This window comes from uncultured Friedmanniella sp. (genome assembly GCF_964244285.1).
Taxonomy (GTDB): domain Bacteria; phylum Actinomycetota; class Actinomycetes; order Propionibacteriales; family Propionibacteriaceae; genus Microlunatus.
Genome location: NZ_CAXTHT010000001.1, coordinates 538,893 through 558,277, shown reverse-complemented (window position 1 = coordinate 558,277; position 19,385 = coordinate 538,893). Strand labels below are relative to the sequence as shown.

18 protein-coding genes are annotated in these 19,385 nt (G+C 72.1%); 6 read left to right on the top strand and 12 right to left on the bottom strand.

From position 1 onward, the window contains the following. Nucleotides 1-9: 9 nt before the first annotated feature. From ACFE7W_RS02660 to ACFE7W_RS02645, 4 genes are all read left to right on the top strand, one after another. Complete coding sequence (locus ACFE7W_RS02660; RefSeq protein ID WP_375423214.1) at nt 10-753, top strand: hypothetical protein; 744 nt, start codon at nt 10-12, stop codon at nt 751-753. 9 nt (nt 754-762) lie between these two features. Next, nucleotides 763-1,203, top strand: a complete 441-nt coding sequence (locus tag ACFE7W_RS02655; protein ID WP_375423213.1) for an RDD family protein — start codon at nt 763-765, stop codon at nt 1,201-1,203. Between the two features lie 63 nt (nt 1,204-1,266). Then, nucleotides 1,267-1,719 (top strand): hypothetical protein, encoded by a 453-nt coding sequence (locus ACFE7W_RS02650; protein WP_375423212.1) that lies wholly within the window; start codon nt 1,267-1,269, stop codon nt 1,717-1,719. 150 nt (nt 1,720-1,869) lie between these two features. Beyond that, nucleotides 1,870-2,841 carry a hypothetical protein gene (locus tag ACFE7W_RS02645; protein WP_375423211.1) on the top strand — a complete coding sequence of 324 codons (972 nt, stop codon included), beginning with the start codon at nt 1,870-1,872 and terminating at the stop codon, nt 2,839-2,841. A gap of 52 nt (nt 2,842-2,893) precedes the next feature. Here the strand turns inward: ACFE7W_RS02645 and glnII are convergent, their stop codons facing one another. The 3 genes from glnII to ACFE7W_RS02630 form a co-directional block, all read right to left on the bottom strand. Continuing rightward, complete coding sequence (glnII, locus tag ACFE7W_RS02640) at nt 2,894-3,901, bottom strand: glutamine synthetase GlnII (RefSeq protein ID WP_375423210.1); 1,008 nt, start codon at nt 3,899-3,901, stop codon at nt 2,894-2,896. A gap of 123 nt (nt 3,902-4,024) precedes the next feature. Beyond that, a complete protein-coding gene (locus ACFE7W_RS02635) occupies nt 4,025-5,410 on the bottom strand; it encodes an FAD-binding oxidoreductase (protein ID WP_375423209.1) in 1,386 nt (461 codons plus the stop codon). 45 nt (nt 5,411-5,455) lie between these two features. Then, the gene (locus ACFE7W_RS02630; protein ID WP_375423208.1) at nt 5,456-7,237 is read right to left on the bottom strand and encodes an ABC-F family ATP-binding cassette domain-containing protein; all 1,782 of its coding nucleotides are present in this window, start codon (nt 7,235-7,237) and stop codon (nt 5,456-5,458) included. Between the two features lie 131 nt (nt 7,238-7,368). Here ACFE7W_RS02630 and ACFE7W_RS02625 point away from each other — a divergent pair, with 131 nt between their 5' ends. Then, nucleotides 7,369-7,827 carry a DUF1707 domain-containing protein gene (locus ACFE7W_RS02625; protein ID WP_375423207.1) on the top strand — a complete coding sequence of 153 codons (459 nt, stop codon included), beginning with the start codon at nt 7,369-7,371 and terminating at the stop codon, nt 7,825-7,827. On the opposite strand, the gene ACFE7W_RS02620 is transcribed toward ACFE7W_RS02625, so the two are convergent. From ACFE7W_RS02620 to lpdA, 8 genes are all read right to left on the bottom strand, one after another. After that, nucleotides 7,828-8,736, bottom strand: coding sequence for a DUF4191 domain-containing protein (locus tag ACFE7W_RS02620; protein ID WP_375423206.1), 909 nt, complete (start codon nt 8,734-8,736; stop codon nt 7,828-7,830). Continuing rightward, the gene (gene lipA / locus ACFE7W_RS02615) at nt 8,729-9,679 is read right to left on the bottom strand and encodes a lipoyl synthase (protein ID WP_375423205.1); all 951 of its coding nucleotides are present in this window, start codon (nt 9,677-9,679) and stop codon (nt 8,729-8,731) included. The genes ACFE7W_RS02620 and lipA overlap by 8 nt, the downstream gene beginning before the upstream one ends. Nucleotides 9,680-9,708: 29 nt before the next feature. Further along, a complete protein-coding gene (locus ACFE7W_RS02610) occupies nt 9,709-10,686 on the bottom strand; it encodes an ABC transporter permease subunit (protein ID WP_375423204.1) in 978 nt (325 codons plus the stop codon). Beyond that, nucleotides 10,683-11,747, bottom strand: coding sequence for an ABC transporter ATP-binding protein (locus ACFE7W_RS02605; protein WP_375423203.1), 1,065 nt, complete (start codon nt 11,745-11,747; stop codon nt 10,683-10,685). The genes ACFE7W_RS02610 and ACFE7W_RS02605 overlap by 4 nt, the downstream gene beginning before the upstream one ends. Nucleotides 11,748-11,820: 73 nt before the next feature. Next, the gene (gene lipB, locus ACFE7W_RS02600) at nt 11,821-12,597 is read right to left on the bottom strand and encodes a lipoyl(octanoyl) transferase LipB (protein WP_375423202.1); all 777 of its coding nucleotides are present in this window, start codon (nt 12,595-12,597) and stop codon (nt 11,821-11,823) included. Nucleotides 12,598-12,715: 118 nt separating this feature from the next. Then, nucleotides 12,716-13,621 (bottom strand): TIGR01777 family oxidoreductase, encoded by a 906-nt coding sequence (locus ACFE7W_RS02595; RefSeq protein ID WP_375423201.1) that lies wholly within the window; start codon nt 13,619-13,621, stop codon nt 12,716-12,718. Between the two features lie 31 nt (nt 13,622-13,652). Continuing rightward, a complete protein-coding gene (gene sucB / locus ACFE7W_RS02590) occupies nt 13,653-15,605 on the bottom strand; it encodes a 2-oxoglutarate dehydrogenase, E2 component, dihydrolipoamide succinyltransferase (protein WP_375423200.1) in 1,953 nt (650 codons plus the stop codon). A 127-nt stretch (nt 15,606-15,732) separates the two neighbouring features. Continuing rightward, a complete protein-coding gene (lpdA, locus tag ACFE7W_RS02585; protein ID WP_375423199.1) occupies nt 15,733-17,124 on the bottom strand; it encodes a dihydrolipoyl dehydrogenase in 1,392 nt (463 codons plus the stop codon). A 94-nt stretch (nt 17,125-17,218) separates the two neighbouring features. Here lpdA and ACFE7W_RS02580 point away from each other — a divergent pair, with 94 nt between their 5' ends. Next, entirely contained in the window at nt 17,219-17,563 is a 345-nt protein-coding gene (locus ACFE7W_RS02580) for a hypothetical protein (protein WP_375423198.1), read from the top strand. Nucleotides 17,564-17,811: 248 nt separating this feature from the next. On the opposite strand, the gene ACFE7W_RS02575 is transcribed toward ACFE7W_RS02580, so the two are convergent. Beyond that, nucleotides 17,812-19,320, bottom strand: a complete 1,509-nt coding sequence (locus tag ACFE7W_RS02575; RefSeq protein WP_375423197.1) for a leucyl aminopeptidase — start codon at nt 19,318-19,320, stop codon at nt 17,812-17,814. Nucleotides 19,321-19,385 lie beyond the last annotated feature (65 nt).

The following is a 19,385-nucleotide window of genomic DNA, read 5'->3' as shown; positions in this document are numbered from 1 at the left end:
GAGAACCCGATGACCGAAGCCCCCCGGGCCCGTCCCCGTCGCCGGTTCAGACCCGGTCGCGGACGCGCGGCTGCGCTGCCGCTGCTGCTCGCCCTGCCCCTCGTGCTCGGACCCCTCGGCTCCTGGCTCGGCCCGACGGCGGCCGAGGCGAAGGCGGCGCAGCCCCAGCTGAGCGTGGCCATGGACAACGGTCAGAGCTCCGCGACCCCGGGCGGCCGTAGTCGCTACACCGTCACCGTGACCAACCTCGGCACGGCGAAACTGAAGACCCTGCGGCTCAGCCAGACCGTGCCGGAGGGGGCACGGCTGGTCTCGGCCGGCTCGAGCGGGAAGGTCGGCCGGGGGCAGGTGAGCTGGACCCTCGACGTGCCGGCGACCGGTCACCGGACGGTCTCCACCACGTTGGAGGTCGGTAGCCACCCGGCACCCGACCTGCTGCGGCTGGCGTCGGTGGCCTGCGTCCGGGCGACGCCGTCGGGGCCCCCGCTGGTCTGCGCCACCGACTCCGACGAGCTGCCGGCCGGAGCCGCCGCCGCGTCGGCCGCATCGGCCGCATCGGCCGCGCCCGCTGCGTCATCCTCGGCGTCGGTCGGGGTGACGGGCTGGAGCATCGCGGCGGGAGTCGCGGCACTGCTGGCTGCGGCGGTGGCGGTGCTGGTGGTCCGGCGCCGTCGGCGGTCCGCTCCGGTGAGGTCGATCGCCGCGCAGCCCCAGCCGGAGCAGGAGCCGGCTCGGGCTGGTCCTCCGCAGTAGCCTCGAGAGATGGCAGATCTCCGGACCGATCCCGCACCGGGTGGGGACTACCCGGGCGAACGGCTGGGCCTGCCGCCGGACGGTCGCGGGGCCCTGGCCTCCTGGCGGGCGCGGGTGGCGGCCCTGGTGCTCGACTGGGCGGTCTGCATGCTGATCGCCGTCGGGTTCTTCGGCTCGGGCGTGCTGACCGGCGGCGGCTGGCGGTCCTGGATGATCCTCGCCACGTTCTTCGTGGAGTCGGCGCTGCTGACCGCGGTGGCCGGCGGCAGCTTCGGCCAGCTGATCTGTCGGATCGCCGTGGTCCGGCTCGACCGGGTCCCCCTCGGCCTCGTCCGTGCGGTCACCCGAGCGGCCCTGGTCTCGCTCGCCCTGCCGCCGATGATCGTCGGCGCGGACCGGCGTGGGCTGCACGACCTGGCGGTCGGCACGGTTGTCGTCAGCCGCCGCTGACTCGTTACCCGATCGGGACCGGTTCAGGTTGTCGGGACCCTGGGCCGCTGGTACACATGAGCCATGATTAACGTGTCCGTAACATTCGACCCGAGCAGTGCTGCTGACCTCACCGCGGCTCGGGCCGTCCTCGACCACTTCGCCGCCCAGCACGCGAGCGAGCCCGAGGCGCCTGCAGCTCTCGAGGCTCCGGCTCCGGACACCATCCACCAGAAGGTGATCGCTCTGCTCCGCGGCAACGGCCGCCGCCGGAGCGCCCTGATCCGCGAGGTGGCGCGCTGCTCGCCGGACTGGTCGCAGCGCGACATCCTCGCCGGCATCGTGGGCTCCAGCGCTGCCCTGCTCGGCATCTCCGCCTCGGTGGAGAAGTCCTGGCGCACGCTCGGCATGGTCGGCCCGTTCTTCCAGGCCGACGACGAGGGGAACCTCCGGATGGAGATGAGCCTCGCCGACATCGTCCTCTTCGCGCTGCACGAGATCGACGAGCCCGACCCCCTGGTTGCCGCCCGCTACTGAGCCTCGACCCCCTTCTTGGTGCGATCCTGACGCGACTACGCGTCAGGATCGTTCACGGGGAGTTGTCCACCGGCTGCGGAGAGTGTGTCCGCTTTCCACAGGTCCGGCCGGTGGCCCCTCCAGGACCTCTTGGGCGACCACGATGGCCCCGTGCACAGCCGCCAGGAAGTCCCCGCCGCACTGCAGCGCCTCGCCATGCTCCAGGACGGGGCCGTCAGCCGTGAGCAGGCTCTCGGCCTCGGACTGACCGACCACGTGGTGAGCCGGCTCGTCCGGTCCGGCACCTGGCAGAGCGTGGGGGTCGGCGTCTACGCGACGAACCCGCTTCCTCCGTCGTGGGCCACCCTCGCCTGGGCCGGGGTGCTGTTGGGCGGGCCGTCGGCTCGGCTTGGACCAGAGGCATCGGGGCATCTGCATGACCTTCGGCCCGAGGCGCCGGATCCGGTGGACATCCTCGTGCCGCGGACGGGGCGCTTTCGCACCGACGGTCCGTGGAGGTTCGTCCGGGAGAGTCCTGGCGTTCGTTCTTCCCGCTCGACCGGCTCGCCGCCGCGGCTGCTCATCGAGGAAGCGGTGCTGGACCTGGCCGCCGTGGCCGACCCCGGTGAGGTCGTCCGCCTGGTGACCCGGGCGGTACAGCTCCGGCGCACGAGGGCCTCCCGCATCGCGGTCGCCCTGGCCGAGCGGCCTCGGCACCCGCACCGGGGGTTCATGCGTCAGCTGCTGGGCGACGTCGCGGAAGGTGCCGAGTCGTCGCTGGAGCTGAGCTACCTCCGCAACGTCGAGCGTCCCCACGGGCTGCCGAAGGGCACGAGGCAGGCCTCTCGACGAGGGCTGCCCTACGTGAGCGACGTCGGCTACGACGACTGGTCACTCCTCGTCGAGCTGGACGGGCGCCTGGGTCACGAGGGGGAGGGCCGCTTCCGCGACATGTGGCGCGACAACCAGTTCGCCCTCGGAGACCTCTTCAGCCTTCGCTACGGGTGGATCGACGTCAGCGACCGCCCCTGCCTGGTCGCCACACAGGTCGGCTCGGCCCTGGTGCGACGCGGCTGGGACGGTGAGCTGCTGCGCTGTTCGCGCTGTCGGCTTGCCAGCGACGCCGACCTGTGGTCAGCGTGAACGATCCTGACGCATAGTCGCGTCAGGATCGTTCACGGAAAGCAACCGCGACCTACTCGGACTCGGCTAGGGCCTCGCAGCAGGTGTTGATGATCATGCCGGCGACGACGTAGGGGTCCATGTTGGCGTTGGGACGACGGTCCTCGAGCCAGCCCTTTTTTGCCTTCTCGACGGCCCACGGGATGCGGATCGAGGCGCCACGGTCGGAGGCGCCCCAGCTGAAGCTCTCCCACGAAGCCGTCTCGTGCGCACCGGTCAGGCGGTCCTCGATGCCGGCGCCGTAGGCGAGCACGTGCTCCTTGGCCTTGCGGCCGAGCGCCTCGCACGCGGTGACGATGGCGTCGTAGCCCTCCATCGTGGCCTTGGTCGAGAAGTTGGTGTGCGCGCCGGCGCCGTTCCAGTCACCCTTCATCGGCTTGGCGTCGAAGCTGACGACCACGCTGTAGTCCTCGGCGATGCGGTGCAGCAGCCAACGGGCCACCCACATCTGGTCGCCGATGGCTGGGGCCGGCAAGACCCCGATCTGGAACTCCCACTGCGCCATCATGACCTCGGCGTTGGTGCCCTCGATCGCGAGGCCGGCGTCCAGGCAGGCCTGGGTGTGCGCCTCGATGATCTCGCGCCCCACCATCTTCTCGCCACCGGTACCGCAGTAGTACGGGCCCTGCGGGGCGGGGTAGCCGTTCTCGGGCCAGCCCAGCGGGCGGCCGTTCTGCATGAAGGTGTACTCCTGCTCGATGCCGAACATCGGGCTCTGGTCGGCGTACTTCTCGGCCGCCTCGACGCAGAACGCCCGGGTGTTCGTCGGGTGCGGGGTGAAGTCGGTCAGCTCGACCTCGCAGAGCACGAGGATGTTGCTGCCGCCGCGGATCGGGTCCGGACAGGTGAAGACCGGTCGCAGCACGCAGTCGGAGTTGGCACCGGGAGCCTGGTTGGTGCTCGAGCCGTCGAAGCCCCAGATGTCGGGCTCCTTGCCGTCGGCGACGATCCGGGTCTTGTTACGCATGATCGGGGACGGCTTGGTGCCGTCGATCCAGATGTACTCCGCCTGGTACGGCATCGGCATCCCTTCGCTGGTGGACGGCTGCTCCCCGCAGCCTTGGCCATCCTGGCGGGGCTGGGTTTCAGGGGTGTGTCGACCAGGTATCAGCCGCCGAACCCGGCTGGCAGCAGCCTGTGAGGTTCACAGCACCGCGCCGGGGTTGAGGATCCCGGCCGGGTCGAGGGCGTCCTTGATCCGGCGGGTCAGCGCCATCACGTCCGCGCCGAGCTGGGCCGGCAGCGCCCCCTTCTTGGTCCGGCCGACCCCGTGCTCGCCGGTGATCGTGCCGCCGAGGCTGAGCGCGAGCGTCATGATCTGCTCGAACGCCTGCTGGGCCCGGGCGGCCGCGGCAACGTCGGTCGCGTCGAAGACGATGATCGGGTGGGTGTTGCCGTCCCCGGCGTGCGCCACCACCGGCACCTCGACGTCGAGCGCCGCCGCGATCGCCGCCACCCCCGTGACCAGCTCCGGCAGCAGCGGCACCGGGACGCCGACGTCCTCCAGCATCAGGGTCCCGCGGGCCTCGATCGCGGTGAACGCGAGTCGTCGGGCCGCGCAGAACATCTCGCCCTCGGTCGGGTCGTCGGTGACGAAGACGTCGTCGCAGCCGGCCGCCCGGCAGGCCGCCTCGATCGCTGCCACCTCGGTGCCCGCCGCGGAGGCGGGGGCGTCGGACTGGGCGATCAGCAGCGCGCCGGCGCTCCGGTCGAGGCCCATCGGCCGGTAGTCCTCGACGGCGTTGACCGAGGGGGAGTCCATCAGCTCAAGCATCGACGGCCGGACCGTCCGGCCGATCGCCACCACCGCGCGCGCCGCGTCCCCGACCGTGGGAAAGCTCGCCACCAGGGTCGCCCGCGGCGGCTGCGCGGGAATGAGCCGCAGCAGCACCCGGGTGATGATGCCCAGCGTCCCCTCGCTGCCCACGAAGAGCTTGAGCAGGCTCAGGCCCGCGACGTCCTTGATCCGCTTCCCGCCGAGGGTGATCAGGGTGCCGTCGGCCAGCACCACGTCCATGCCCAGGACGTAGTCGGTGGTGACGCCGTACTTCACGCAGCACAGCCCGCCCGCGTTGGTGGCGACGTTGCCGCCGATGGAGCAGATCTCGTAGGAGGAGGGGTCCGGCGGGTACCAGAGCCCGTGCTGAGCGGCCGCGGCCTTGACCTCGACGTTCAGGGCGCCCGGCTCGACCACGGCCACCCGGGTCTCGACGTCGATCTCGACCGCTCGCATCCGCTCCAGGCTGATCACGATGCCGCCGTCCACGGCCGAGGACCCGCCGGACAGCCCGCTACCCGCACCGCGCGGCACCACCGGGACGCCGTGGGCCGAGGCCCAGCGCACCGCCTGCTGCACGTCGGCCGCCGTCCGGGCCCGGACCACGGCGATCGGCGTCCCGGCGCTGGGGTCGCGGGCCCAGTCCTGGCGGTAGTTCTCACACGTCACCGCGTCGGTCCGGACCGCGCCGCCCAGGGCCTCGACCAGCTCGGTCAGGGCCGTGGTGGTGAGCTCTGACGTCGTCACTGCCATGGTCTTAACCTACCCACGCCTGCCGACAGGCTCAGGAAACGGGGCTCAGCCCACCTCCTCGGCCGCCTCCAGCCAGGTCAGTTCCAGCCCGTCCTTCTCCGCCGTGAGGGCGTCCAGATCCCGCTGCAGACCGGTGAGCCGGGAGTAGTCGCTGGCGGCCTCGGCCATCTGGGTGTGCAGCCGCGCGATCCGGCTGTCGACCTTGCCCAGCTGCTGCTCGACCCGGGCCAGGGTCTTCTTCGCCTGCCGGGCCTGCGTCGACGTCGAGGGTGGGGCTGCCGCGGCCGCCGACGCGCCCGGTCCCGCGGTGGGCGCCGACGTCCGTCGGGTCTCCAGGTACTGCTCGACGCCGCCCGGCAGCAGCACGCAGCGGCCGTCGCCCATCAGGGCGTAGGTGACGTCGCAGACGCGCTCGAGGAAGTACCGGTCGTGCGAGACCACCACCAGGGTGCCGGGCCAGCTGTCGAGGTAGTCCTCGATCACCGTGAGGGTGTCGATGTCGAGGTCGTTGGTGGGCTCGTCGAGCAGCAGCACGTTCGGCTCGCTGAGCAGCAGTCGCAGGAACTGGAGCCGCCGGCGTTCACCACCCGACAAGTCACCCAGCCGGGTGGTGAGCTTGTCGCCGGTGAAGCCGAAGTCCTCCAGCAGGGTGCTGGTCGAGGTCTCCTTGCCCGAGGCCAGCTGCGTCGAGCGGCGCATCTCGTTGACCGACTCGAGCACCCGCTCCGAGCCCCGCAGCTCGAGCACGTTCTGGGAGAGGTGTCCGATGGCCAGCGTCCGGCCGCGTCTGACCGTGCCGGTGTCGGGTGCGACCTCGCCGGTCAGCAGCCGCAGCAGCGTGGTCTTGCCCGCGCCGTTGACCCCGATCAGGCCGATCCGCTGGCCGGGTCCGATCGACCAGCTGAGGTCGCGGAGCAGCTCGCGCCGTCGCTCGCCCTCCCCGACGCCCAGTCCGACCCGGACGAGGTCGAAGACGTCCTTGCCCAGCCGGCTGACCGAGAACCGCTCCAGCGCCAGGCTGTCCCGCGGCGGCGGCTCGTCGGCGATCAAGGTGGTTGCGGCGTCGATCCGGAACTTCGGCTTGGACGTACGGGCGGGTGCGCCGCGACGCAGCCAGGCCAGCTCCTTGCGCAGCAGGTTCTTCCGTCGTGCGGCCATCCCGGCCGCCTGCCGGGCGCGCTCGGCCCGGGCCAGCACGTACGCGGCGTACCCCCCGTCGTAGGAGTCGACGACACCGTCGTGCACCTCCCAGATCCGGGTGCAGATGGCGTCGAGGAACCAGCGGTCGTGGCTGACCACGAGCATCGCGATGTCGCGGGCCTGGAGGGCGCGGAGGTGCTCGGCGAGCCAGGCGACGGCCTCGACGTCCAGGTGGTTGGTCGGCTCGTCGAGGACGAGCAGGTCGTGCGGCCCGAGCATCAGCGCGACCAGCGCGGTCCGCCGCCGCTCCCCGCCGCTGAGCGAGCCGACGGCGGCGTCGAGGTCGACGTCGGCCAGCAGGTGCTCGACGACGGCGCGGGTGCCGGCGTCCGCCGCCCAGACGTGGTCGGGGCGACCGCCCACGATGACGTCCCGTACCGAGGCGTCCGCGGAGAAGTCGTCGGCCTGGTGCAGGTAGCCGATGGAGACCGCGCCGGTCCGGGTGACCCGACCGGCATCGGGCTCGGTGAGCCCGGTCAGGATGCGCAGCAACGTCGTCTTGCCGTCGCCGTTGCGGCCGACGACGCCGATCACGTCACCGCGGGACAGGCCCAGGCTGAGGTCGTCCAGCAGGACGCGAGTGCCGTAGGTCATCGTGATGTGCTCGGCGTTGACCAGGTTGGCCATCGGGTCTCCTCTCGTCGTCAAGCCCGGGCTCTGCGACCGGGGTCTCGATTCATCGTCGCGGCCCTCGGTCCCTGGTCTGGACCTCGGCCGCAGCCCTGGTCTGCGTCGAGACGAGGGCCGAAGGTAGCTCCATGGACTCTTCGCGCCCGCTGGTACCGCTTCCCACGACCGCGCTGCACCAACGCGCCGGCGACGCCGACCGGAGCGCTGTCTGTGACCAGCTGTCGACCCACTTCGCGGCCGGCCGGCTCAGTCCCGAGGACCTGGACGCCCGGTTGAGTGCGGCCATGACGGCCGGGACCGTGCTCGACCTCCGCCGCCTGCTCCAGGACCTGCCGCTGGCTCCGGCCCCGGGGCTGGCGCCCGCCAGGCCTCCGACCTCCGGCGCGGGATGGAACGTTCTGGACGTGCTCGCCCTGCTCGCGGTCATCGGCTGCCTCGCGGTCGCCGCGGTGGCGATCCTGGGTCTGGGGATCAACGGCCAGTCCGCGCTGCTCGTGGCGGGCTTCGCCGGCGGCTGTGTGGCTGCCCTGGGCGGAGCCGCCCTCGCCCACCTCGTGCACCGGGGTGTTGCCGCCCTTGGCCGGTGATCAGCGGCCGCGCATCGCCTGACGCGAGCCGCGCGCCTGGCGGGCGCTGGTGGGCATCGGGCCCTTGGGGACCGGGATCGGGGGCCGGACCGCGTCGAGCGCGCGCAACCGGGCCTTCACGTCGGTGACCTGGTTGGCCTGCAGCGTCTTCGGCAGCTTGCGGATGTGGTCCGCCAGCTGGCTGAGAGGCACCTGCCCCGCGCTGTCGCCCATCACGATGGTGTGGACCTTGACGCCGTAGGCGACCCGCTCGTGCTTGCGGACCTCGCCGGCCAGCAGCTGACGAACCCGGCCCGGCTCGCCCTCGCCGATCAGCACCAGGCCGCCCGGCCCCAGGGTGCGGTGCACGACGTCGCTGGTGCGGTTGGCGGCGATCACCGGTGAGGAGATCCACTGCTTGGGCAGCATCTGCAGGGCGACCTCGGCCGAGCCGGCCTGGCCGGCGTAGCGGCGGTAGGTGGCCGCCTTGGCCCGCCGGACCAGCACGATCATGGCGAGCAGCACCCCGACCAGCAGACCCAGCACAGCGGCGTAGACGGCGTGACCGGTCAACAGCCCGATGACCAGGCCCAGCACCACCGGCAGCAGCAGCGCGCCGAGCATGACGTAGGGCAGCTTCGGATCGAACTCGTGGGTCAGCTGGTAGGCGCGCTGGACCTGCTTCACCCGGCCCATGTCGGCCGGGTCGGTGCTGTTCTTCTTCCGCTCCCGCTCGGCCCGCTTGGCGTCCCGGGCGGCGCCCTTGACCTCCTTGGCAGACGGGGGGACGACGGCGACCGGCCGCTGCTGGGCCGCAGTCCGGGGCGGCAGGGGGGTGGCGCCGCTCTTGCGCGGCGGCACGGCCGAGGACGCGGACTTGCGAGGGGGCAGCGCGGTGGACCCGGTCTTGCGGGTCGGGCGGTCAGCCATGACGCGCTCCTGACGTGGTGGCGTAGCGAGATTCCAGAGCCTGACGGTACAGCCGACCGGCCCGGTAGGACGAGCGGACCAGCGGACCGCTCATCACCCCGGCGAAGCCGATCTCGGTCGCCTCGGCGCTCAACTCGACGAACTCCTCGGGCTTGACCCAGCGCTCCACCGGATGGTGCCGCGGGGAGGGCCGCAGGTACTGGGTGATGGTGATCAGCTCGGTGCCGGCCTCGTGCAGGTCGCGCAGGGCCTCGCTGACCTCCTGCCGGGTCTCACCCATGCCCAGGATCAGGTTCGACTTGGTGACCAGGCCGGCGTCGCGGGAGGCGCTGAGCACCCCGAGAGAGCGCTCGTACCGGAAGCCCGGCCGGATCCGCTTGAAGATCCGTGGCACCGTCTCGACGTTGTGGGCGAACACCTCGGGCCGGGTGCTGAACAGCTCGTCGAGGTACTCGGTGTTGCCGGAGAAGTCCGGGGCGAGCATCTCCACCCCGGTGTCGGGGTTCAGCCCGTGGATCTGACGGATGGTCTCGCTGTAGAGCCAGATGCCCTCATCAGGCAGGTCGTCGCGGCAGACCCCGGTGACGGTGGCGTAGCGCAGGTTCATCTTCTGGATCGACTCCGCGACACGCAACGGCTCACCCGCGTCGAAGTCGGCCGGCTTGCCGGTGTCGATCTGGCAGAAGTCGCAGCGGCGGGTGCACTGGTCGCCCCCGATGAGGAAGGTGGCCTCGCGGTCCTCCCAGCACTCGAAGATGTTGGGGCAGCCGGCCGACTGGCAGACGGTGTGCAGCTCCTCCGACTTCACCATCGCCTGCAGCTCGCGGTACTCCGGGCCCATCTTCGCCGTGGTCTTGATCCACGACGGCTTCTTCTCGATCGGCACGGCAGCGTTGCGGACTTCCAGCCGCAGCAGCCGGCGACCCTCCGGAGCGATTGTCACCGGGTCAGACTACCCGTCGGCTCAGGTCCTCAATTGACGTCCCGGCGGCGGAAGACGAGGTAGCTGACCGCCAGCAGCACCACCACCAGCACCACCCAGTAGACCGAGGCCTGGGCCAGTGTGATCGTGTGCTCGATCGTGTTCACCTCGACGCCATCGGCCGTCGCGACCCGGACCTCGGTGGTGTATGTGGCCCCGTGGTTGAGCAGGGCCAACGCGTTGTTCTCGGGCATGAACCGTTGACCCTGCTGCAGCACCGGTACCGCGTACATCACGATCGTGAAGACGAACCGTAAGAAGAAGTAGCCGAGCAGGGTGCCGGACGCCGCGATCGTGTGCCGGGTCAGCATCGCCAGCGAGAAGCCGATCACCACCGCGACCAGACCGATGACGATGCCCCGGGCCGCGGCCGCATCGACCTTGCCCAGGTCAGAGACCGAGGCTCCGGCGATCCTGCTCACCAGCAAGGTCAGCCCCACCGACAGGCCCGAGACCACCGCTGTCGCGACCATGCCGACGAGCGCCAGGGCGCCGAGCTTGGACGCGTACACCTTGGCCCGCTGCGGCACGAAGCTGAGCCAGTTCGCCATCGAGCCGCTGGAGAATTCCGCGCCGATCAGGGAAGCGCTCAGGAAGAGCAGGGCCAAGCCCGAGACGAAGACGCCGACGGTGACCGCAAGGTTGGCCATCTCGGAGAAGGAGGACACCGAGCGCGTCGCGTAGTCCTCGAGCTGGGGCTCGGTGTACTCGCAGGCCTCGGGCGGGTTCCCCTGGTCGATGCAGTCCTGCGCCTCCTTGGCGTACTCGTCCTTGTGCTGGTCGTAGTCGGCCTTGGACTGCTCGTAGTTCGTCTGCGCCTGCGCCCGCTCGTTGTTGCTGAGTGGTCGGACCGACGTGTAGACCGCCACCTGGGTGAGCGCGACGATCAGCAGCACGCAGCCCAGCGCGATCCAGGTGAGCTTCCGGCTGCGCACCCGCAGCAGCTCCGCGCGGAGGAGGGCGATCATCGCGGGCCTTCGTGTGCTCGGCTCGGTGCTGCCTGGGGTGGGGGTGGCCCGGGTGGCCCGCCCGGATGGCTGGCCCCGAGGTGCTCCTCGGCGGTCAGGTCGAGGAACACCGACTCCAGGTCGGCCTGGATCGGCATCAGCTCGAAGACGAACAGCCCCTGCTGGGCGAGCAGCCAGGTGATCCGGGCCGGGTCGAAGCCGCCCGGCTCACCCGGACGGTCGGTCGTGGCCCGCACCTCCATCCGTGACTGCGGCAGCGGGGTGACCGAGAAGCCGGCCGGAGCCAGGATGGAGGCGGCGCGCGCCGGGTCGGCCACGCCGATCCGGACGGCCTGGCCCCCCCGGGAGGCGATGATGTCGTCGACCTCGCCCTCGGCCAGCAGCTTGCCGCGGCCGATGATCGAGACGGTGTCGGCGACCAGAGACACCTCGCTCAGGATGTGGCTGGAGACCAGGACGGTCTTGCCGCGGTCGGCCAGACCGCGCATGGTGGCCCGGATCTCATGGATGCCGGCCGGGTCGAGGCCGTTGGTCGGCTCGTCGAAGATCAGCAGGTCCGGGTCCTTGAGCAGCGTGCCGGCGATGGCCAGCCGCTGCTTCATGCCGAGGGAGTACTTGCGGAAGGCGTCCTTCTCGCGGCCGAGCAGGCCCACCTCGTCGAGCACCTCGTCGACCCGCTTGCGCGGGGTGCCGATCGCGGTGGCGAGCAGCTCCAGGTTGCGGCGGCCGGAGAAAGCGGGGAAGAACTTCGGCTGCTCGACGATCGCGCCGATCCGGCCGATCACCCGGGGCAGGGCCGTCGGCACGTCGGCTTCGAAGACGCGGATGTGGCCGGAGTCGGCCCGGATCAGGCCCAGCACCATCCGGATCGTCGTGGTCTTGCCCGACCCGTTCGGCCCCAGGAACCCGTGCACGCCACCCAGCGGCACCTTGAGGTCGAGCCCGCCGACGGCCTGGTGGCGGCCCTTGCGGGTGCGGTAGGACTTGCGGAGGTCGGTGACCTCGATGGCGTAGCCGCGCGGGGCCGTGGGCAGGGCCCGGCGGGGGACGGTCACCGACATGAGCGGCCTTTCGGGTGGGGAGGTGCCTCACCCTAGAGGAACGCGGTGCCGCATTCGTCCTACCTGGGTCGTGTCAGGCGGCCCCGACCGTCAGCCCGTAGGTGGCCTCGGGAACCGATCGCAGGGTGGTGGCCGCGACGGTGACACGGTCGACGGTCTCGTCGGATCCATGAGCCCGCCGAAGGGCGGGGGACTGCTCGTACGGCTCGAACGCGAGGTAGCGCTCCAGGTGCGGACGCAGCAGGTGGGTCACCTCGGGCAGGCTCGGGGACTCACCCAGCTCGGCGGCCATCGAGGTCACGCCGACGTCGCTCAGCCCGCAGGGGACGATCCCGGCGAAACCGCTCATCTCCGGGTCCACGTTGATGGCCAGGCCGTGCATCGTCGTGCCGGACGCGACCCGGACGCCGATGGCGGCGATCTTCCGCTCGGGTCGTGCGTCACCGGCCGCCAACCAGACGCCGGAGCGGCCGCGGACCCGGCCGGTGGCCAGCCCGTACTCCTCGGCGAAGAGAGCGATCATCGCCTCCTCCAGCCGGCGGACGTAGTCGACGACGCCGAGCGCCTCCGGCAGCCGGATGATCGGGTAGACGACCAGCTGACCCGGTCCGTGCCAGGTGATCTTGCCACCACGGTCCACCTCGACGACCGGGATCGAGGAGTCGAGCGGACGCTCGTGCGCCTCGGTCCGCTTGCCGGCGGTGTAGACCTCGGCGTGCTCGAGGACCAGGACGGTGTCGGGGCGCTCTCCTGCGGCGACCTCGGCGTGCAGCGTCCGCTGCAGCTGCCAGGTCTGCTCGTAGTCGCAGAGCTCGGTACCCAGTCCGAGGTGGAGGAAGTCGAGAGCCATGCGGCGATCCTAGGGCGAAGCCCGGGCCCGGCACCTGGGCGCAGGCTGTGGATCTGCCCTCAACTCGGTGCGAGGACGAACAGGTTGTCGTCGGCGACGAGTGAGCGGTGCGGTGACGTCAGCGATGGAGGGCGGCGGCGATGGTCTGGTCGACGTCGGCGGCGGCGAACACGTAGCCGTCGGTGGTCAGCCGGTGGGGCAGCACCCAGCAGTCACCGACGAGCTGCTCGGACAGCTCGCCCAGGGCCCGGCGCAGTACGAAGGCCGGGGCCTTGAGCAGCCTTGGCCGGTGCAGGGCCGAGGCCAGGGAGTCGGTGAACTCGGCGTTGGTCGTCGGCCTGGGGATCGTGAGGTTGTACGGGCCCGAAGCCGAGGGGGTGGCCGCGGCCCACAGCGCGACCCCGAGGTAGTCCTCCAGACTGATCATCGGCATCCGCTGCCGGCCGCTGCCCAGCGTGGTGCCGAGGCCGGCGGACCAGGCCAGGTTCATCGGCACGAAGGACCCACCGCTGCGGTCCAGGACCGGGCTGGTCCGCAGGAACACGGTCCGGACGCCCGCGTCGACGGCCGGTTGCGCCGCCGCCTCCCACCGGGCACTCAGCTGGGCCAGGAAGTCCGGGGCCGCCGGGGTCTCCTCCGTGGCCGGGGCGTCCCGGCTCTCGGTGCCGTACCAGGCGATGCCGCTGGCCTGCAGCAGCACCCGGGGACGGCCGTCGCCGGCGCGCGCCGCGAGGGCCCGAGCCAGCGTGCCGGTCGTATCGACCCGGGAGCTGAGCAGCAGCTCGCGCCGGGCCGGCGTCCAGGGCCGGGTGAACACGCCTGCCCCCGCCAGGTTGACCACCACGTCGACGCCGTCCAGCAGCGCTGGGTCGAGCTGGCCGGCGTCGGGGTCCCATCGGCCCTCGGACGACGCCGCCGGCTCGCGCCGGACGAGGCGACGGACGTCGTGGCCCTCGCTCGCCAGCCGGACCCGGAGCGCCGTCCCGAGGAACCCCGATGCACCGGCCAGCAGCCAGGTCGTCATCGCCGGAGGCTCCACGGAAGGTGCGGCACCATCAGAACCCGAGCTCGCCGCCGAAGTCGCCCTCCTCGAGCCGCGCCTTCAGCGCACTCAGGAAGCGGGCGGCGTCCGCCCCGTCCACGATCCTGTGGTCGTAGGACATCGAGAGGTACATCATGTCGCGGACCGCGATCACCTCGCCCAGCCTCGGGTCCTGGATCACCACGGGCCGCTTCACCAGGGCGCCGGTGCCGAGGATGGCGACCTGCGGCTGGTTGATGATCGGGGAGTCCATCAGCGTGCCGGCCGACCCGTAGTTGGTGATGGTGAACGTCCCGCCGCTGAGCTCGTCCGGCGTCACCTTGTTCGACCGGGTCCGCGAGGCCAGGTCGCCGATCTTCTTGGCCAGGCCGGCGATGTTGAGGTCGCCGGCGTCCTTGATCACGGGGACGAGTAGCCCCTTCTCGGTGTCCACGGCGATCCCGATGTGCTCGGCACTCGGGTAGGTGACCTCGCCGGCCTCGGTGTCGATGGTGGCGTTCACCTTCGGGAACACCTTGAGCGCCTCGACGGCGGCCTTGGTGATGAAGGGCAGGTAGGACAGGCTCGCCCCCTCTCGGCGCTTGAAGTCGTCCTTGGCCCGGGCCCGGATGCGCGAGATCGCGGTCAGGTCGACCTCGACGGTCGCGGTGAGCTGGGCCGAGACCTGCAGCGACTCGACCATGCGACGGGCGATGGTCTTGCGCAGTCGCGACATCTTCTCCGTGGTGCCCCGCAGAGAGCTCGGTGCGGCGGCGGCGGCCGCAGCCGGCGTGGCCGCGGGTGTCGGAGCAGCCTGGGCTGCCGGTGCGGCCTTGGCCTGCTCGGCGGCGACCCGGGCGGCTTCCTTGGCGGCCTCGGCTGCGGCCAGCACGTCCTGCTTACGGATCCGACCGCCGACCCCGGTACCGGTGACCGACGCCAGGTCGACGTCGTGCTCCTTGGCCAGCTTGCGCACCAGCGGAGTCACGTAGACCGAGTCGCCCTCAGCCGCAACCGGGGTGGAGGACCGGCCGGCGGGCTCGGCGGGCCCGTGGCGCTCGGGCTGCGGGTCGGCCGCGGCCGGGGTGCGGGGCGCCGGGGCGGGCTCGGCCTCAGCTTCGGGCTCCGGCTCCGGCTTCGGCTCCGGGGCGGGGATCGGGGCCTGGCCGCCCTCGTCACCCGCAGCGGCCTGGTCGGCGACCTCGGTGCCGTCGGTGACCTTCGCGGTCGCCTCGGGGACGGACTCCTCACCCTGGCTCGATGCCTCGTTGGCGTCGTCGCCGTGCGGAGCGACCTCCTCGGACGAGTTCGCCGCGGGAGCCGCGTCCCCGGCCGGGGCGCTGCCGGCGGCTGACGCGTCGCCGACGACGGCCAGCACCGCGCCGACCTCCACGGTCTCGTCCTCCTGCACCCGGATCTCCAGCACCGTGCCGGAGGTGGGGGAGGGGATCTCGGTGTCGACCTTGTCGGTGGAGACCTCGAGCAGCGGCTCGTCGGTCTCGATGGTGTCGCCGACCCGCTTCAGCCACCGGCTGACGGTGCCCTCGGTGACGCTCTCGCCGAGGGCCGGCAGCGTGACCTCGGTCCTGCCACTGCTGCTGGCGCCCTGGGTGGCCTCCGGGGTGGGGGCCGGGGGGTTCTCGTCGGCGATCTCCTCGTCGGCCTGGGACTCCGGCTCGGGCTCGGTGGTCGCGGCAGCCTCCTCGGGTGCCTCCGACGGAGGCTCGTCGGCCGTGCCGCCCGCCTCGCTCTCCTCGCCGATCACGGCCAGTACGGCGCCGACCTCGACGGTCTCGTCCTCAGCCGCCTTGATCTCGAGCAGGACGCCGGCGGTCGGGGAGGGGATCTCGGTGTCGACCTTGTCGGTGGAGACCTCGAGCAACGGCTCGTCGGCCGCGATCGTGTCGCCGACCTGCTTGAGCCACCGGGTCACGGTGCCTTCGGTGACGCTTTCGCCCAGGGCGGGAAGAGTTACATCGGTCGACATCGTTGTTCGTGACTCCTTCATCGGCTTACCTGGTCCTGGCTGCGAGTCAGCCTAGCGGGCGGGTGCCGGGGTCTCGACGGTCCTCCCGTGGCGCGGGGGAGGATCCACGCGGCGACGGTTGGGACTGCTACCCGTGCACGTGCAGCGGCCGGCCGGCCAGGGCGAGGTGCGCCTCGCCGAGGGCCTCGTGCTGGGTCGGGTGCGCGTGCGGCATGGCCGCCACCTCCTCGGGGTAGGCGTCCCAGCCGGTGATCAGCTGCGCCTCACCGATCAGCTCGCCGACCCGGGCGCCCACCAGGTGCACCCCGACCACTGGTCCGTCCACGCGTCGGATGAGCTTGACGAAGCCGGCGGTGCGCAGGATCTGGGAACGCCCGTTGCCGGAGAGGTCGTAGGTGAGGGTCTCGACGTCGCCGTGCTCGGCCCGGGCCTGCTCCTCGGTCAAGCCGACGGAGGCGACCTCGGGGTCGCTGTAGGTGACCCGCGGGATGTCGCGGTCGGCCACCAGCACGGGCGCGGCCTCGAGGCGTCCGGTCCGGTGCGCCACCTCCTCGGCCACGAACATGCCGTGGGCGAACCCGCGGTGGGCCAGCTGCAGCCCGGAGACCAGGTCGCCGACGGCGAAGACGCCCGGCACGCTCGTCTCCAGCCGCCCGTCCACGGTGACGAACCCGCGGTCCAGGGCCACCCCGGCCTCGGCGTAGCCCAGTCCGGCGGTGGCCGGAGCCCGGCCGACGGCCACCAGCAGCACGTCGGCGGTGAGCGTCCTGCCGTCGGCCAGCTCGACGTCCACGCCCTTCCCGGTCCGGGCGCAGGAGCGCAGGGCGACGCCGGTCAGGGCGGTGATGCCGCGCTTCCGGAACGCCCGTTCCAGCGCGGCGGAGGAGGCCGGCTCCTCGGTCGGCAGCAGCCGCGGCAGCGCCTCGACGACGGTGACCTCGACCCCGAAGGAACGCCAGGCCGACGCGAACTCGCAGCCGATCACTCCGCCGCCCAGCACGATGGCTGAGCCGGGCAGCTGAGCGAGCCGCAGGGCGGAGTCGCTGGTCAGGACGACCTCGCCGTCGACCTCGACGCCGGGCAGCGTCCGGGTCCTCGAGCCGGAGCCGAGCACGACGTACGGCGCCCGGTGGACCTCGCCGGCGACCCCGACCGCCGGCTTGCCGTCGGCCAGCACCAACCGCCCCTCGCCCCTGACCACCGTGATGCCGCGGGACCTCACCAGCCCGGTGAGGCCCTGGTAGAGCTTGGCCACCACAGCATCGGAGTAGGACTGGACGCCGGCCAGGTCGATGCTGTCCACGGTGGCGTGGACGCCGAAGCGGCTGCCCTCACGGGCGGCATCGGCCACCTCGGCCGCGTGCAGCAGTGCTTTCGTGGGGATGCAGCCGCGGTGCAGGCAGGTGCCGCCCACGAGGTCGCGTTCCACCAGGCCCACGTTCATCCCCAGCTGCGCGGCTCGCAGGGCACAGGCGTAGCCGCCGCTGCCGGCACCCAGCACGACCAGGTCGAAGTCCATGCCGCCATCTTGTCAGGACCCTCCGACCGCGCCCGGAGTCGGCGGACCAGAGCGATTTCCGGCCGACGGGGGAGGGTGTTGCCATACTGGTCAGATGGGATGGATGAGCCGGACGGCGCGGCGGGTCAAGCGCAGCCGGCGGGTCGCCGCCGACGACCGCACCGTCGACGACGCCGTGACCGCCCACCTGACCGAGTTCGCGCGGACCCACCGCGGTGTCGAGGCGTTCATCGAGCCGCAGACCTCGGTCACCCGGGTCACCCTGCTGCTCGTCGCCTACGACGGGGAGTGGACGCGACGCGTCATCCCGTCCCCGGAGTGGGGCCACGCCTTCGCCGGGCACCTGCAGATCCCGGGCTACGACGCGGCCGTCGTCGGGTACCCGCAGCGGATGCGGGACTACAACACGCGTCACAAGAAGCACCCCGACCTGCGCTGAGGCCGCTTGCCGAGCACCTGCCCGGCCGCTGTCCGGCCCCACCCATCCGGCCCGGCACCTGGCTTCGAACCGAGATGGAGCGGGACGTCGGCGGGCCGGAATGGTGCAGGACACCCCGTCCCTCAGGGGCTGCGTACCGCTTGGGCCGTGCTGGCGCGGCGGGGGCGTGACCTCAGATGGACCGCCTGCCGCCGGGAGCCGCCAGCACGGCCCGTCCGAGCCCGGCCCTGGCATCGCGGAAGGGTCGCTCAGCTGGTCATGGAGCGCGCGAGCGCGATCAGCGTCCGCACGCCGACGCCGGTGCCGCCCGGACCGACGTAGCCGTACGGCTTGCCGTCGAAGTAGGCCGGGCCGGCGATGTCGAGGTGTGCCCACGGGATGCCGGCCGGCACGAACTCGCGGAGGAAGGCCGCCGCCACGAGGGCGCCTCCCGTCTTGTCGCTCCCGGTCGACTTCAGGTCGGCCACCTTCGAGTCGAGCTTGCCCCGGGTCTCCCGCGGGATGGGCAGCTGCCAGAAGTCCTCGCCCGCCGCCTCGGCCGCGTCCAGCACCCGGTCGGCGGTCTCGTCGTCGGTGGCCATCAAGCCGGCCGTCCGGTCGCCCAGCGCCACGATGCAGGCACCGGTCAGGGTGGCCACGTCCACGACGAGGTCCGGGGCATCCTCTCCGGCCCGGACCAGGGCGTCGGCCATGACGATCCGGCCCTCCGCGTCGGTGTTGCCGTTCTCGACGGTGGTGCCGCCGTACATGGTGAGGACGTCCGAGGGCCGGTAGGCGGTGTCGGAGGGCAGGTTCTCGGCCAGGGCCGCGTAGGTCGTCACGTTGACCGCCAGCCCGAGGCGGGCGATCGCGTGGGTGGCGGCCAGCACGGCCGCGGCGCCGGCCATGTCGCACTTCATCGTGTACATGCTCTCGCCGGGCTTGAGGTTCAACCCGCCGGAGTCGAAGGTGATGCCCTTGCCGACCAGCGCGAGATGCTGTTTCGCGCCGCGCGGCCGGTAGCTGAGCCGGACCAGCCGAGGCGGCCGTGAGGAGCCACCACCGACGGCGAGGATCCCTCCGTAGCCGCCCTTCGTCAGCGCCGGTCCGTCGAGCACCTCGATGGTGATCTTGGCGTCCTTGACCAAGGCCCGCGCCTCGTCGGCGAAGGACTCCGGGTAGAGCAGGTTCGGCGGCACGTTGACCCACTCGCGGGTCGTCACCACGGCACGGGCCACCACGGGGGCGACGGCGGTGACGTCGGCAGAACCGGCGACCCGCGTCGATCCCGCGTGCACCACGGCCACACTCTCCACCGGCAGGGGCCTCGGTTCCTTGCCGCTGACCGGTGCGTACCGGTAGCTGCCGATCAGCGCCCCCTCGGCGACCGCCTCGAGCTCGCTGAGCGAGGTGGTGCCGAACGAGATGACCACCGCGATCGCCCGGCCCTCGGCCGCGGACGCCCCCGCCTGACGGACGGCCGAGCCCGCGGCCTGACGCAGGTCCTCGGAGCCCGGCTCACCCGCGCCGAGCCCGATCACCATCAGCTGCGGGCCGTCGCCGGTCGGGGGCAGGGTCCGTCGGGAGCCGGCGGCCGTCCGTGCCCCGAGGGACGTCGCCATCTCCGCGACCCCGACCCCGAACCGCTTGACGTAGGCCTGCTCGACCGAGTCCGGCACCCCGCGGAGCCCGGCCTCGGCCAGCCCGACCACCAGCAGGTCCGCTCGACGGGGCAGCCCCGGGGACACCGAGAGGGTGGGCAGAGCAGGAGCAGGCACCGGAGAGCCCACCTTTCGGGTCGTCGCGCCGCCCCGCCTGGGCAGCCCGTTGGCTCGCTCAGGCT

Bases quoted from the DNA above. Each gene is read 5' to 3' on its own strand.
- ACFE7W_RS02660 (WP_375423214.1), top strand. From the start codon at position 10: ATGACCGAAGCCCCCCGGGCCCGTCCCCGTCGCCGGTTCAGACCCGGT.
- ACFE7W_RS02655 (WP_375423213.1), top strand. From the start codon at position 763: ATGGCAGATCTCCGGACCGATCCCGCACCGGGTGGGGACTACCCGGGC.
- ACFE7W_RS02650 (WP_375423212.1), top strand. From the start codon at position 1,267: ATGATTAACGTGTCCGTAACATTCGACCCGAGCAGTGCTGCTGACCTC.
- glnII (WP_375423210.1), bottom strand. From the start codon at position 3,901: ATGCCGTACCAGGCGGAGTACATCTGGATCGACGGCACCAAGCCGTCC.
- ACFE7W_RS02635 (WP_375423209.1), bottom strand. From the start codon at position 5,410: ATGGCAGTGACGACGTCAGAGCTCACCACCACGGCCCTGACCGAGCTG.
- ACFE7W_RS02630 (WP_375423208.1), bottom strand. From the start codon at position 7,237: ATGGCCAACCTGGTCAACGCCGAGCACATCACGATGACCTACGGCACT.
- ACFE7W_RS02625 (WP_375423207.1), top strand. From the start codon at position 7,369: ATGGACTCTTCGCGCCCGCTGGTACCGCTTCCCACGACCGCGCTGCAC.
- ACFE7W_RS02620 (WP_375423206.1), bottom strand. From the start codon at position 8,736: ATGGCTGACCGCCCGACCCGCAAGACCGGGTCCACCGCGCTGCCCCCT.
- ACFE7W_RS02610 (WP_375423204.1), bottom strand. From the start codon at position 10,686: ATGATCGCCCTCCTCCGCGCGGAGCTGCTGCGGGTGCGCAGCCGGAAG.
- ACFE7W_RS02605 (WP_375423203.1), bottom strand. From the start codon at position 11,747: ATGTCGGTGACCGTCCCCCGCCGGGCCCTGCCCACGGCCCCGCGCGGC.
- lipB (WP_375423202.1), bottom strand. From the start codon at position 12,597: ATGGCTCTCGACTTCCTCCACCTCGGACTGGGTACCGAGCTCTGCGAC.
- ACFE7W_RS02595 (WP_375423201.1), bottom strand. From the start codon at position 13,621: ATGACGACCTGGCTGCTGGCCGGTGCATCGGGGTTCCTCGGGACGGCG.
- sucB (WP_375423200.1), bottom strand. From the start codon at position 15,605: ATGTCGACCGATGTAACTCTTCCCGCCCTGGGCGAAAGCGTCACCGAA.
- lpdA (WP_375423199.1), bottom strand. From the start codon at position 17,124: ATGGACTTCGACCTGGTCGTGCTGGGTGCCGGCAGCGGCGGCTACGCC.
- ACFE7W_RS02580 (WP_375423198.1), top strand. From the start codon at position 17,219: ATGGGATGGATGAGCCGGACGGCGCGGCGGGTCAAGCGCAGCCGGCGG.